General features: G+C 59.7%; 13 protein-coding genes. 1 reads left to right on the top strand and 12 read right to left on the bottom strand.

The window, feature by feature from the left end:
- Nucleotides 1-12: 12 nt before the first annotated feature.
- Complete coding sequence (locus Q0L62_RS08570) at nucleotides 13-1431, bottom strand: aromatic ring-hydroxylating dioxygenase subunit alpha (protein ID WP_296678894.1); 1419 nt, start codon at nucleotides 1429-1431, stop codon at nucleotides 13-15.
- Between the two features lie 101 nt (nucleotides 1432-1532).
- Between Q0L62_RS08570 and Q0L62_RS08565 the strand changes: the two genes are divergently transcribed.
- On the top strand, nucleotides 1533-2066 hold the full coding sequence (locus Q0L62_RS08565; protein ID WP_296678892.1) for a VOC family protein: 534 nt from the start codon (nucleotides 1533-1535) through the stop codon (nucleotides 2064-2066).
- Here Q0L62_RS08565 and Q0L62_RS08560 read toward each other — a convergent pair.
- The 11 genes from Q0L62_RS08560 to Q0L62_RS08510 all read right to left on the bottom strand — a co-directional run bounded on the left by Q0L62_RS08560 (nucleotide 2063) and on the right by Q0L62_RS08510 (nucleotide 13657).
- Nucleotides 2063-2887 (bottom strand): LuxR C-terminal-related transcriptional regulator, encoded by an 825-nt coding sequence (locus Q0L62_RS08560; protein WP_296678890.1) that lies wholly within the window; start codon nucleotides 2885-2887, stop codon nucleotides 2063-2065. The genes Q0L62_RS08565 and Q0L62_RS08560 overlap by 4 nt on opposite strands.
- A gap of 126 nt (nucleotides 2888-3013) precedes the next feature.
- Complete coding sequence (locus Q0L62_RS08555) at nucleotides 3014-4222, bottom strand: acyl-CoA dehydrogenase family protein (RefSeq protein ID WP_296678886.1); 1209 nt, start codon at nucleotides 4220-4222, stop codon at nucleotides 3014-3016.
- 4 nt (nucleotides 4223-4226) lie between these two features.
- The gene (locus tag Q0L62_RS08550) at nucleotides 4227-4982 is read right to left on the bottom strand and encodes a ThuA domain-containing protein (RefSeq protein WP_296678884.1); all 756 of its coding nucleotides are present in this window, start codon (nucleotides 4980-4982) and stop codon (nucleotides 4227-4229) included.
- A gap of 3 nt (nucleotides 4983-4985) precedes the next feature.
- Nucleotides 4986-5756, bottom strand: a complete 771-nt coding sequence (locus Q0L62_RS08545) for an SDR family oxidoreductase (RefSeq protein ID WP_296678882.1) — start codon at nucleotides 5754-5756, stop codon at nucleotides 4986-4988.
- A 9-nt stretch (nucleotides 5757-5765) separates the two neighbouring features.
- The gene (locus Q0L62_RS08540) at nucleotides 5766-6911 is read right to left on the bottom strand and encodes a thiolase family protein (protein ID WP_296678880.1); all 1146 of its coding nucleotides are present in this window, start codon (nucleotides 6909-6911) and stop codon (nucleotides 5766-5768) included.
- Nucleotides 6908-7312 (bottom strand): OB-fold domain-containing protein, encoded by a 405-nt coding sequence (locus Q0L62_RS08535; protein WP_296678878.1) that lies wholly within the window; start codon nucleotides 7310-7312, stop codon nucleotides 6908-6910. The genes Q0L62_RS08540 and Q0L62_RS08535 overlap by 4 nt, the downstream gene beginning before the upstream one ends.
- Nucleotides 7309-8397 carry an acyl-CoA dehydrogenase gene (locus Q0L62_RS08530; RefSeq protein ID WP_296678877.1) on the bottom strand — a complete coding sequence of 363 codons (1089 nt, stop codon included), beginning with the start codon at nucleotides 8395-8397 and terminating at the stop codon, nucleotides 7309-7311. Before Q0L62_RS08530 ends, Q0L62_RS08535 begins: the two co-directional genes overlap by 4 nt.
- Nucleotides 8394-9626 carry a cytochrome P450 gene (locus Q0L62_RS08525; RefSeq protein ID WP_296678875.1) on the bottom strand — a complete coding sequence of 411 codons (1233 nt, stop codon included), beginning with the start codon at nucleotides 9624-9626 and terminating at the stop codon, nucleotides 8394-8396. The genes Q0L62_RS08530 and Q0L62_RS08525 overlap by 4 nt, the downstream gene beginning before the upstream one ends.
- Before the next feature lie 76 nt (nucleotides 9627-9702).
- Complete coding sequence (locus tag Q0L62_RS08520; RefSeq protein ID WP_296678873.1) at nucleotides 9703-10476, bottom strand: ThuA domain-containing protein; 774 nt, start codon at nucleotides 10474-10476, stop codon at nucleotides 9703-9705.
- Entirely contained in the window at nucleotides 10476-11489 is a 1014-nt protein-coding gene (locus tag Q0L62_RS08515; protein WP_296678871.1) for an NADP-dependent oxidoreductase, read from the bottom strand. Before Q0L62_RS08515 ends, Q0L62_RS08520 begins: the two co-directional genes overlap by 1 nt.
- 23 nt (nucleotides 11490-11512) lie before the next feature.
- Nucleotides 11513-13657 (bottom strand): molybdopterin-dependent oxidoreductase, encoded by a 2145-nt coding sequence (locus Q0L62_RS08510; protein WP_296678869.1) that lies wholly within the window; start codon nucleotides 13655-13657, stop codon nucleotides 11513-11515.
- Nucleotides 13658-13716: the final 59 nt, after the last annotated feature.

Here is a 13716-nt window from a genome sequence, read left to right as displayed (position 1 = left end):
ATGCCCCTCGGTCTAACCGGGCAGCTCTCCGCTCATGTATTTGGCCATGGTCGTCTGGAAGTGCCGGACCCGGCTGTCCTGGTACTTGCCCAGCTCCATCAAGCCGTTGCCTGAGGCTTTCATACCGGTCTGGACGTGCGGCAGGTTGGCCAGATCTTGGTCGAATACTCCGGCGAGTGCCTCACCCATCACGTTCTTTGCCCAGGCAAACGGCTCGTCATCGGGAATGTAAAGCCGTTCAACTGCGCGCGGCCTTGCCTGTCCCTTTGGCGTGGGCATGAGCAGCCGGATCTCCATGATGCACCAATCAGGCGTGTCGCCGGGAAGCCAGCGATAGACCAGCGTTGGCAGGAAACCGATCCACGGCGAGAAATTCGGGAAGATATTGTACGTGAAATTGTCGAGGATTTCGGCGTCGGACTTGTCCGAATAATCATAGCCGTATTGTTCCTGAAAACCCTTTCGGCTCGCTTCGGCCAGCAATTTGCGCGCTTGAAGGGGATCATCATGATTTAGTTCCACCGCATCGGAACTGGCGTTGAAACGGCGGTTGGTATTGGCGTCGCTGCCGCCAGAAAACTCGGCCATCTTGTCAAGGATGTACTGTTGATCCTTGCCCGTCACATGCGGGCTGAGCACGCCGGACGGCGTGATGGCGCGATTGAAGAAATCGCCGTAGATATCGTAACGGCTGTTCGCATCGCCCAAGAACGGCAGCAGCTGCGGATGCGTGGTGACCGAATGCCACGCCTCCATGAAGGCTTCGGCAGTCGCCTTCCAGTTGGCGGTCACCTTCTTGGCGATCCACATCCCGGTATAGCGATTTGTGAAGTCGTAGTTATCGTACTGATCGAGAACCGGGCCAACCCATTCCTTGAAATCGGGAATTGAATTGTTTTCGGTAATCATGACAAAGCCTTGCCACAGGTTCACGCGCACTTCGGGCAGGCTAAGATCTTTGCCTTCCAGATGCTTGAAATCCCAGGCGCAGGGAATCTCTTTCAAAGATCCGTCGTTGTTCCAGGTAAAGCCATGGAAATTGCAGCGCAGCTGACTGGTTGCGCCTGATTTTGTCCGCAGCTTGCGGCCGCGATGCAGACACACATTGTAGAACGCGCGCACCGCGCCATCGCGCTGACGCACCAGCAGGAACGACTTTTCATTGATTTCGAAAACCACGGTATCGCCGGGGTCGGGCATCTCGTCCTCGCGGGCAGCAAACAGCCATACATTTGGCCACATCTTCTCGCGTTCCATTCGCGCGTAGTCTTCGCTGATATAAGGCTCTATCGCGATCGGATCGGTCGGCATGTCGGGCATTGATTCGTCGAACAGATAGTCCGGCACCCGGCGCGTATCGCCTTCCAGCATTTCGGTATAAGACATCGCCGGGCAGCGATCCTCGCGGGCGATCTTGGTCACTTCAGTCATGGGAAACCGGGCCTCACTGTCGATTTGCGCAGTATGCTGTTGTCCTGAAATGCCACAAGTTTGCCCCAGCGCATCCTAGCGTAACTGTGAGGAGTAGAGGAATGGCGGTGCAAGGCTTGGCGCGTTTGGGGCCGGTAATGCAGCTTGCCTGGCTGCCCGAAGACTTCGACGCGGCGCTGGATCACTGGACCCGTGTCATGGGGGTCGGCCCATTCTTCCTGATGGAAAATATCGCCCTTGAGGACATGCGCTACATGGGCCAGCCGACCGCAGCGATATTTACGCTTGCCCTTGCATATTGGGGCGATACCCAGATCGAACTGATCCGGCCGGAAAATGATGCGCCGTCGATCTATTCGGGACCCTATGCGGTGCGCGACCGGATGCACCACACCTGCCTTTTGGTCGACGACATCGCCGATGCCTATGCCGCCTGCAAAGCGCAGGGCGCCAAAGTGCTGGTCGAAGGCAAGGTGGGGGATTCTGGCCATGTGATCTATGCCGATCCGGGCGGCGGCCCCGGCAGCGTGGTTGAAATGCTCCAGCCCCAGCCCGGCACTGCCGATCTGTTCAACATGCTAAGGCAGGCTGCCGCGACATGGGATGGCAGCGAACCGGTTCGCAAGCTGGGTTAATCGCTTGCCCCCAGATAGCCCAGCTGCCCGGCCTTGAAGATGGTCTGGGCGCGGTTGACGGAGTTGAGTTTTTCGCCGGCGCGGTGGATATGGTAGCGGATCGTCGCATGGCTTCGATCAAGGATCATGCTGATTTCTTTGTCGGTCTTGCCGATTGCAGCCCAGCGCAGGCATTCCACCTCTCGCTTCGACAGCACGCAGTCAGACCGGATCCGCCGTTTGGTGCGGTTTGCCTGGACATAACCGGCGATAAACCGCCGGGTAAGTTGGGAAAGCAAGGTCGAATGCTGCGCAAACTCTGCCGAAAGGTCTTCCTGTTCCCGGTCCATACTAATGAAACTGTTGGCTGAAATCTGTCCGAACGGCAGGTGGACCGGCACCACGATTGCCGCCTTGCACAGCGAGCGCCGCTCAAAATCGTTGAGGTCGATTTCGTCCAGATAGGAATTGCGCCATTGCCCGTGGAACCCTTGCTGATTGACCCAGAAAGGTTCGCTTTCATAACGGCAGGCACGCGGCAGCGGCGAATGCAGGGCAAGGCGATGATCCTCCCACCACCGCGCCCCATCAGCAAGCCAGCGGAAGATATCAGCGTTGAGGATCGTGCCATCGGCATCGACCATCGGTTCCTTGGAAGAAATGTCATCGCACATCGCGATCTGCAAACCGCGTTCCTGCGCGATGCGAGCCATCGCGACCGCTGCATCATGGATGTCTTCCGTGCAACGGATCGTAACCAGTTCGAGTAGCTGTGCGGTTGTTTCGCGGCCATGCGGAGTGCGCAATTCAACAATCTTGCCGGCTTTAGCTTCTTCGATCACAGCTCTCTCCCATGGGGCCGGCACTGCTGTACTCGGCGATTCCCATGATAGCAAAAAACCGGAGGTCAAGCCAAGGTTTACGTAGCGGAAAGTACGCCGGTGCCGTTACGCTGCAAGCGTTTCGATTCAAAGGCGCAGCACGGCCTTGGCAATGATGTTCTTCTGCGTTTCGTCCGACCCGCCAAAGATTGTCGCGGCGCGGTTATTGAGGAAGCGCGCCATGGCAATCTGGGCCCGGTCCGATCCCACAGGTTCGGGTGGTTCATTGCCATAAAGAGGCCTTTCCAGCGGGAGCTGCAAGGCATCATAACCCAGCAACTCAAGGCGCAATTCGTCCAGCGCTTGACCGATGTTCGACCCAAGCAATTTGCAAAGCGAGGTTTGCGGCCCCGGCGATCGGCCTTTTGCCAGTTCGGCCAGAATGCGCAGTTCGGTGACCTCCAGCGCTTCCGCTTCGAGCCGCGTGCGCGACAACCGGTCGCGAAAGCGCGGATCCTTGGCAATCGCCCCGTTTACGCCAGACGGCTGATTGCTGGCCATATCCTCAAGTTCGGCAACGCTTTGCAAGAGTCGCGGTGCAAAGCACGATCCGCCGCGTTCGTTTTCCAGCAGGAATTTGGCAATGGTCCAGCCCTGTCCTTCTTCGCCAATGCGGTTGGCCTGACTGGTGCGCGCATCGCTGAAGAACACCTGGTTGACTTCGTGATCGCCCGACATCGAAACGATCGGCGCCACCTCAACCCCCGGCTGGGCCATTGGCACCAGCAGAAACGTGATACCTGCCTGCTTTTTGACATCGGGATTGGTGCGTACCAGCGCGAAAATCCAATCGGCGTGATGCGCATGGGTGGTCCATATCTTGGACCCGTTGATCACATATTCGCCGGCTTCGATGCGTGCCGATGTTGATAACGAAGCTAGGTCAGAACCGCTGCCGGGTTCTGAATAGCCCTGGCACCAGTAAACTTCTCCGGCCAGAATTCCTGGAAGGAAGCGGTCCTTCTGCTCCTGCGTCCCAAAATGGCATATCACTGGCCCGACCAGCCGCAAACCCAGGATCGACAGTGCCGGCGCACCCGCCAGAGCGCACTCTTTTTCAAAAATGAAGCGCTGGGTTGGGGTCCAGCCGGTGCCGCCGTCTTCCTGGGGCCAATGCGGTGCGACCCAGCCCTTTCGATAAAGGATCTTGTGCCATTCGATCCCTATGTCTGGTTCAACAAATACGCCGGGCGTGCGCCTGGCACCATCACGCAAATGATCAGGCAGGCTTTCCGCCAGAAACGCGCGTACCTCGTCGCGAAAAGCCGTGTCCTGGGCCGAAAACTGCATGTCCATCGGTTCAGTCCCCCTCTCGCATCGCCCAGACAATGCCGCGGCGCAGGAGATCGTAATAGACCTCGTAGTTCCAGGCACAACGCTCAGGATGCGGATAAAAATCGGCCATTCCAGGAAGGTCGTAGTGGCCCCGACAATGGCCTAGTGTATTGTAGACGATCCGGCCTGCGCCGATGTCGCGCGTGTACAGAATTGGCACCACGCAATCTTGCCATTGCCCGTCAACAAACCCGGTCGCTTCGCCATCAAAACGGGTCTGCATCAGCAGGTCGATCTTCGCAGTCGTGTGCGATAGGTACAGCTCGTCTACGATGTCGAAATCAGCAATACCGCGCGTAAGCTCGTGATCGTGGCTAACCACTTCGACTCTGAAAGGTCCGATTGGCGGATGCGCCTTGAACTGAGTACCCAGCATTTCCATCACGTCCGGGCGGTCGTTGGGCGCATCGACCAGGCCGCTTTCGGTAAACACGAGAATCGAATTAGTGCCATGCAGCGCAAGCCACTTGCCGCCCGCTTCAAGCCAGGAACGGATAGCCGCAGCCTCTTCCAGGGTGGGCATCAGATCGCACGTGTAGCTGACTAGAAACCGGCACTGCGCCAGCCGGTCAAGATCACCATAATCGCAGGCTACCGTAGTGCGGACCTGAGGGTGTTCACCAAGCAGTTTGAGCACTTCGAGCCGGGCGTAGTCGATGTCGTGATATTTGCCCGCAGCAACGAAGTGCGCGTCAATCCGGGGAGGAGGCATATCTGTCATCAGTCAGGACCTTATCGAACCGCCGCCGTCGACGGTGAAATCGCAGCCTGTGGTAAAGCTGGCTTCGTCGCTGGCCAGAAATACAACCGCGCGGGCGACCTCCTCCGGCTCTCCGATACGGTTCATCGGGTGCGTTGCAGCAAAGTTGGATTCAATGTTTTCGGGCGTATCAGCACCAGAATACTTGTAGCGATCGTACATCGGCGTGCGGATCGCGCCGGGGTGGACCATGTTTGCCCGCACCGGCACTCCGCGCGCTGCGCAGTCTAGCGCAATGGAACGAGTCAGGCCGACCAGCCCGGCCTTGGATGCGCTGTAAGCGGCGACAAAGGCGGCGGCGCGCAGCGCGATCATCGAGCCAATGTTGACGATGGAGCAAGGTTCACCTGAGGCTTCCATCACCGGAAGCGCGGCACGGCATCCATAATAGGGGCCGTTCAGGTTGATGTCGATCGTCCGCTCCCACACATCCAGCGTTCCGTCGACGACATTGCCGGGTTCGGAAATACCGGCGATGTTGCACAGCACTGTCAGTTTGCCAAAACGTTCGACCGTGGCTGCCACAGCCGCTTCCCAGGCATCGCGATCGCGCACGTCGAGCAGCACCGCTGCAGCCTGTGTCCCAAGCTGCGCGGCAAGCCCATTGGCTTTGTCGATCTGCAAATCGCCAAGCATGACGCTGCCGCCTTCGGCAATAATTAGCTTGGCCGTGGCTGCCCCGATCCCTTCGGCGCCGCCGCTGATCAATGCGACCTTGCCGGTCATTTTTCCCATGTCCGGCTCCTAGCGCTCAAGGATCGCGACAGCCGCCAGCCCTGGCGCGCCGTAGACGTGACTGTAACCAACCTTGGGCGACCCCGGCACCTGCCGCGCCCCGCCCCGACCGCGCAGCTGCTGGACGTTTTCGTAGACCTGGCGCAGACCGGATGCGCCGACCGGCTCACCGCAGGCCAGGCATCCGCCATCGGTGTTGACCGGCAACTTGCCTGAAATCTCGGTCCGCCCTTCGACCAGCCACTTTTCCTGATCGCCGTCCGCGCAGAAGCCGTTTTCAGCCATATGCATGATCTCTGCCCCGCTTTCGGTGTCCTGCAACTGGGCAACATCGATATCTTCGGGGCCAATCCCCGCACCCTCGAACGCCGCCTTGGATGCAAGGATCGTCGGCTTGCCCCCTTCAACCACGTTGATCGCCGGCTGAAACACCTCAAAGCTATTGGGCGGGCGCGTGCGCACAGAAATCTGCGCGATCCGCACGCCGTCAGCGCCCAGTTCGCGCATCTTCTTCTCGCTCGCCAGGATAAGCGCCACTCCGCCTTCGGCCGGCGAGCAAAACATGTACTTCGTCAGCGGATCGTTGATCATCGGCGCGTTCATGATCGTATCCAGATCGACGGGCGAACGCCGCCAGGCATGGTCGGTCTTGCTGCCGTTGCGGAAGGCCTTTTCCGCAACGCGGCCCAGTGTTGTGCGGCTGATGCCATGGGATTGCATGTACCGCTGGATCTTCAGCGCGAAGAACTGCGTGGTCAGCATCATGCCGGTCTGCCCATACCACTCGGGCAGGCCATAGCTTTTCGGGTCCGCATTGAAAGCGCCGCGATCGTGCTTGTCGAAGCCTGTCGCGAGCGCCAGGTCATAGGCGCCCGAGGCAACCGCATACTGCGCTGAAGCGAGCGAGCTTCCCCCGGTTGCGCAGCCGTTGGCAACATTGACGAACGGCAGTCCGGTCAGCCCCAGCTCGTTGACCATGATATCGGCCGATCCCGATGCCGACGATCCGCCATAGGCGCATTCGATATCGGCCCATTCGAGCCCGGCATCGGCCAGCGCCTCACGCACGGCATAGACTCCCTGCTCCCGGCCAGAGCGGTGATCCGTCCGGCCAAACGGATGAATTCCGGCACCGATAATGTAGACGTTGTTCATGCGCGCTGCTCCGGCCGGAAGGCAAAGGTGGTATGTTTCGCATTGAACGGCACAACAGCAAACTCCATCGGCATGCCCAGTCGCAGCTCGTTCAGTGTCGCGTCGACGATAAGGCTTTCGACGATCACTTCGCCCGGCAATTCTATATAGCCGATCAGATACGGCTTGAAATCATGCGGCCCTTCGCCCGGACCTTCGTATGGTGACTTGGGCCTAAAATCCTGGCTTGTAAAAGACCACAACGTGCCTTTGCGTGACAGGTTATATGGCTCAACCCCTTGGGCGGCATCACCCTCAGGCATGGGAAACACAATCTGTCCCGATTGCAGACGCCCGCCGATCAGCCTTGGTTTGGCTTCATCGGTCCACAGTCCTTCAGCTATTGGAGACAGCCCGCTCACGCAGCCACCGCATAGTCAACCAGTGCGGCATCGCTATCGCCCAGAAAGCTGGATAGCAGCAGCACCCGCTTCATCGCGTGGCCGATCAACAGTTCCTCGGTGATCCCCATGCCGCCGTGGAGTTGGACCGCCTCGCGCGCGATATGCCCGGCAACATCGCCAACAAACGCCTTGGCCCCGGCTGCAGCTCGGCGCCATTCGGCTACGTTGTCTCGGTTGGTCAGGGCAGCGCGGTAGAGCATCGATCGCGCCTGCTCCAGCTTGGCATAGCATTCGACAAGGCGGTGCTGGATAACCTGGAACGTGCCGATTGGCACCCCGAACTGCTGTCGCTGTTTGACGTAATCAAGCGTGTCATCGAACAGTCGCTGGGCCAGTCCGAGCATTTCAGCCGCCGCCTGAAGCCGCACATCAGCCGCCGTAATTTCAAGATCAGCCAATCCCAGCGCGAGCCGCTGATCCTTGGCCAGCGCCACGTCGAGGAACTTGATTTCACTAGCCAGACTGCCATCCACAATTCGGTAGTGGCGGGCGTCAACTCCGGCCTGTGCGGCGTCGACCAAAAACACCGCTACCTCCCCCGCCAAATCTGCCGAAACGATCAGCCGGTCAGCCAGCGCGCCGCCCAGAACGAACGTTTTTTCGCCGCTCAGCACATATCCATCAGCGCTAGCCACTGCTTTGGTCTGGTGCGGCGCAAGGGTATAGCGCCCCTGCCGTTCAGCCAGCGCCGCCGCATAGATAGCGGTCCCGGCCATGGCGCCATTGACCGCCTTACTGGCTCCAGCCAAGGCCAGCAGACGGACCGGTAGTACGCCGTTTTCCAGCCAGGGGTCGGGCGCAATTGCCTTGCCAAGCGCCTCGCCTACCACGGCCAGATCGATTGCCTCACCGTCCAATCCGTCAAATCGCGCCGGGGCGGCCAGCGCGAGCAAGCCCAGTTCCGCCATGATCTGCCAGCGGCCGCGGTCATAGCCGCCGGTATTCTTACGCAAGGCCCAGCGTTTGGGCGCATCCAGGTCTCCGGCAAAGCGTTCGACCGAGCTGCGAAACAGCTCCTGCTCCTCGCTAAAGTCGAAGTTCACGATGCCCTCGTGTAGCTAATCGGCAGCCGGGTTACACCGCGCAGCAGGATGTTGGGCAGGACGGCGATCCCGGCCTCGTCGGCAATGGCGAAATTGTCCAGTCGGTCGAGCAATTCGTCAAAGGCAACGAACATTTCCTTGCGGCTCAGCATGTTGCCAACACACATGTGCGGTCCTTTGCCAAAGGCCAGATGGGTGCGCGCATTGGTGCGTTCGATGTCGAACTTGTCAGGATCGGGAAATTTCGCCGGATCGCGATTGGCAGCGGCATAGCGAAGTTGAAGCGTCGAACCTTGCGGGATTTTTACCCCGCCCAATTCTGTGTCAGCCTGCACGATCCGCCACATTCCGGCGCTAGGGGTCTCATAGCGCAGTGCTTCTTCAACCAGGTTGACGATGGTCTTGGGATCGCGACCGCCGGCTGCCGCCCTGGCCTTGGCCATCTGGTCAGGATTGCGGATCAGCTGCAGCAAGGCTCCGGCAATGGTCGAGGTGGTGGTCTCGTTCCCGGCGACCATGAACTGCTGCATGATCGACATGATTTCTTCGTCGGTCAGCGATTCACCATCAGCGCGAGCTTCGACCAGGTCGGTCAACAGATCATCTCCGCCATTGGCGCGGCGATCATCAATCTTAGCCTTCATGTATTGCTGGTATTCGACAAAGCTGCGCGCGCATTCCAGCTCGCGTTCGCGGTCAACCATCTGACTGAAGCGGTCAACTGCGCAGTCGGACCAGTACTTGACCTGCTTGGGATCGTTATCGAGCCCGATCTGCTGCGCAATCATCGCCACTGGTAGTGGAATCGCGAAGGCTTCGACAAACTCGCACTCCCCGGCATCGGCCAACGATTCGATCAATTCAATCGATTTGGCCCGCATGTCCTGTTCAATCGCGTTCACGCGCGGCGCGGAAAAAGCCAGGTTTACCAGCTTGCGATTGCGGGTGTGGATCGGCGCATCGACGGTCAGCAAGGTTGACGGGTTGTCCCAGCCTTCGGCCAGAATGGCATCAATCTCGGGGTCGGTCGTACCCATCAGCGAGCTGAAATCATTAGAGAACACGTCAACCCGGCCGGTAGCTTCGGAACACAGTTCATAGCTGTAAACGACGTAGGTGTTCATTTCCGGGAGATGCTGGATCGCCACCCCGCCCTCGTGCATTGCGCTGTAATGCGCGAAGGGGTTCATCAGCGTTTCCTTGGCAAACATATGCGTCTGCTCGTTCATTCAGCATTCTCCGAGGGGCAACTTTGCACGCCTGCTTCTAGTCCCGCAGTATGCGTCGGCGCGATGCGTGATTTTGTTAGGAACCGGCTGCCGTAAAGTTCAGCGCGTTGGCCAACAGTCTGCGTATGGCCGGGTTTTGGTACGCTTGCGGTCCATCGCCGAATTGCAGATAAACCAGGTCGGCGTTACCGGCGCGTTTGGCCCAAGCAACGCAATTGCTGCCCGGCGGATGGTCCCAACGCTGATTGTCAAACATTCGTCCGGAAACTGCCGCTGCGGCAGAAAAGAAACCTTCCGCCACAAACGCATGATCGGCCCTGACAAGCGGAAAAATCTGACCTTCGAATACCTCGGCCAGATATAGCTCGTCGGTGACTGAAAAGTTTGCTGGCACACCGCGGGTGACTGGATGGTCTGCCACTACCGTTGCCTGGTATTGGACATCGTGGCGATAGCCCGAATCAAGCACCGCATTGCCCCGCAATTGGCCCGGCTGGTACAGGAACCGCCCGCCCAGCAGTTCTGCCCATTCCGGCCAGTCAGCCCATCCGGCCAGTGCGTGATGCATTACTACTGCACCGCGGCCGGCGGCAAAGCGCGCAAGGATTGCCTGTTTGAAAGCTTCGCTTGGCGGGCGGCTTGCCAAGCCGCCATCGGAAAAGTCGAAGCCCGCCATGTCATAGAACAGCATGGCGTCCGCGCCTGCCGCGCGCCCTTCTCCGACCAAACGCTCAGCTTCCGGGTGGACGAGATGAGTCACATTCCAGCTGTCGAGCGCGCCAAGAAAAGCATCCCACGCCGCTTCATCGTAAGGGTGTCCGCCCGACAGAACCAGCAGATCCTGGCCCATCAGGCGATCTTGAGGATCATCTTGCCCTGGTTCGACCCGCTGAACAGCCGCATGAATGCGGCATAGGTGTTCTCAAGGCCCTCATCGACATGCTCGTCGACTACGATCTTGCCTTGTGCAGCCCACTGGCCCATCTGCGCCGCGCCTTCGCCGAACCGGGCGACGTAGTCCGCCACGAGCAACCCGCGGATCGACGCGCGCTTTACGATCAGGCGCCATAGGTTTCGGGCTCCGACCCGCTCTGTGCTATTGTACTCGCTGATCAACCCGCACAGCCCGACCCTTGCGTGCATGTTGAGGTTCATCAACCCGGCATCGAGAATGATCCCGCCGACGTTTTCGAAAATCACATCCACTCCGCCTGGCGCAGCAGCGGCAATGGCGGCGGTCAGCGCTGCCTCGTCCTTGCCCCTATAGTCGATTGCTGCGTCAAACTTGTACCGCTGGGTCAGCCGCGCGCACTTGGCCTCGCCCCCGGCAATCCCGATCACGTGGCAACCGTGGAGCTTGGCGAGCTGGCCGACGATCGATCCAACCGCGCCAGCCGCGCCGGTAACCAGCACGGTATCGCCCGGCTTGGGTTCGCACACGTCGAACAGGCCGAAATAGGCGGTCATCCCAACCGCGCCGAACAGCGACAGGTAATTGGTAACGCTGGGCACCAGGCCCGGATCGATCGGTTGGGTAAAGCCGCCCGCCGCGCAGACCGAATAGTCCTCCAGCGCATTAAGTCCCATGACCCATTGACCCTTGGCAAAACCTTCGGCCCGACTTTCTTCGACTACACCTATCGTGCTGGCGCGCACGGCTGCGTCGAGCGGAATCGGCGGCATGTAGCTGTCAAGATCGTCCATCCAGCCGCGCATGGCTGGATCAAGCGAGGCATAATGGTTACGAACCAAAAACTGCCCTTCGTCCAACACGGGCAGCGCCTCGCTGACCAGCTCGAAATCGTCAGGCACAGGCTCACCCTGGGGTCGGCGGCGGAGCAGAAACCGGCGGTTAGTCAGCATAATCTCGTTTCTTTCTTTTGCCGTCAGGCAGCAGCGATCCGTACCGGGATCGCGCTTTGCAAAGCCATGCCTGTCACTGGATCGAAGTCAACTTCGTCGCTTGTCAACCGGTTGGTCGACCCGCCTACCTCGCGCACATTGTGCTTGCCTGCCTCGCTGTCGCCAAAGGCGTGCGCCATCGAGATCAGTCCGCGGCGGACCCGGTCACTGGCTTCGGCAACACCGTGGATAGTTGCGTGGGCCGAGGAGATCGCAATGATGTCACCATCCTTCAGCCCATGGTTGGCCATGTCTACTGGGTGAATATAGGCCGGGTTGGTGGTGACCTTTTGCCCCAGGTTCTTGAGCGGCTGGCCGATGGAGTTGAAGCGGTGTTTTGACCGGCGCGAGATCAGCCGGAAATCAAACCCGGCGGCTCGAGCGGCATCGGCACTGTATTTTTCCAGATGCTTCGGCATGTCACCTGCCGCCAGATCGAACCGGTTGCTGCCATCGGCATCGCCAGCCTCGATCAACGGGTGCAAATCGTCGTAGATCACCGCCGCCCCTCCGGCCTTGCGTGCATCTTCGCGCACCTGACTGGGCGGCACCAGGCAACCTTCGGTCATCAGGTCCAGAAAAACCTGTTTGGGTGGCGGAGCATCGCCATCCATCGGCAGCGGTCCGCCAGCAAGCTCCATCTGCAAACCAAGATGTTTGGCAAGGTGCCAGAACATTTCGTATTCGTCGATTACGTCGCCCGGCGCCTCGGCCACGGCTTCGGCGTAGCGGGCATAGGCGCGTTCATGCCACCATTCAGAAAGGTTAGTGATGTCTTCGCGCTCCAGGCACTGCTTGGGCGCCAGAACCACATCGGCGCGCTTTGCGCTGGCGCTCATCCACGGATCGACCTGGACGAACAGCTCCAGATCGTCGAGCGCACGGCGCATCTTGAGCTGGTTAGGAAAACCGACCTCTGGATTGCCGCCCACCGAAATGAGCGCACGAATTTGTCCTGGTCCTGGAGTCAGGATTTCATCGGCCATGACGTTGCAGGGCATTTCAAAGCCAAGCTGTCCAAGCCCGCGGAACCGGCTTTTGGCCATCCCGGGTGCGCCATACATGGCGACGGGATCGGCGACCTGGGCGCGCGTGGGTGCACGCGGAGACGTGAACACGCGCGGTGCGCTGGCCTTTTCGCCCTCCTGCTTGAAACGAGCACAGATGGTGTTGAGCGCGGTGGCTAGGTATTCGGTCAGTGTGCCGTTGCCTGCCATTTCGGGCCCGGTCCCGGTGACAGCGCACCCTTTAGACCCGCTCGCGAACATTCGCGCGGCACGGACCAGATCATCCTTTTCGACGCCCGCTCGCTCGGCTGCTGTTGCAGGCGGAAAAGCCTGCACTGCCGTCTTGAGGTCCTCGAACCCGTCGACGTGCGCTGCTACGAAATTACGGTCGTATAGTTCTTCAGAAATGATCACATTGAGCATGCCCGCCAGCAGTGCAGGATCCTCACCCGGTTTGACCGGCAGGTAGATGTCGGCAAGTTGTCCGACCTCGGCCAGGCGCGGATCGGCTACAATCAGTTTAAGGCCGTCTTTTTTGCGGTCACGAATGCGCTTGGACGGACTGAACGGCGGCACACCCCCAACCGGCGCGTAGTGCGACACGATTGGGTTGTTGCCGATGAACAGGGCGACGTCGGCTTCGGAGAAGTTGTTTACCCCCCCTTCCCACTTGCCATAGCGTGCCGTGGTGAAAACCTTTGCCGGCTGGTCAAGTGTGACCGAGGTGAAGAAGTGTTTTGTGCCCACCGCTTGGGCAAAACTATAGGACGCAGCCCATGCAGCGCTGTTCTGATAACCCCCTGATCCCATAAACACGGCAACGCTGTCGGGACCGTAGGTGTCGATAATCCGGCGCAATTCGCCCGAAACGCCGGCCAGCGCATCTGACATGAGGGTCTGGCGGAAGTCTCCCTCGGCGCTGCGTACCAACGAATGGTGCAGCCGGTGCGCAGCATTGTGCGAATCCGGCAGTTCACGCCCCTTCATGCAGGTGTAGCCGCCATATTCTGGATCATCGGGATCGCCGCGCACGGCCTTCACCCGGCCATCTTCGACGTCAACCAGCATCGCGCAGTTGGCGTGGCAGAACCGGCAGAATGTCTTGTGTGTGGCGACGGCCATAGCAAGCTCCTCTAGCGTCCATCCCCCTTATGGCCCCTGCGCGCGCGAAGCTCGCCGCT

Origin of the sequence: Novosphingobium sp., from assembly GCF_024642085.1 — a bacterium.
In the GTDB taxonomy this organism is placed as follows: domain Bacteria; phylum Pseudomonadota; class Alphaproteobacteria; order Sphingomonadales; family Sphingomonadaceae; genus Novosphingobium.
This window is presented reverse-complemented; position numbering and strand designations above follow the sequence as displayed.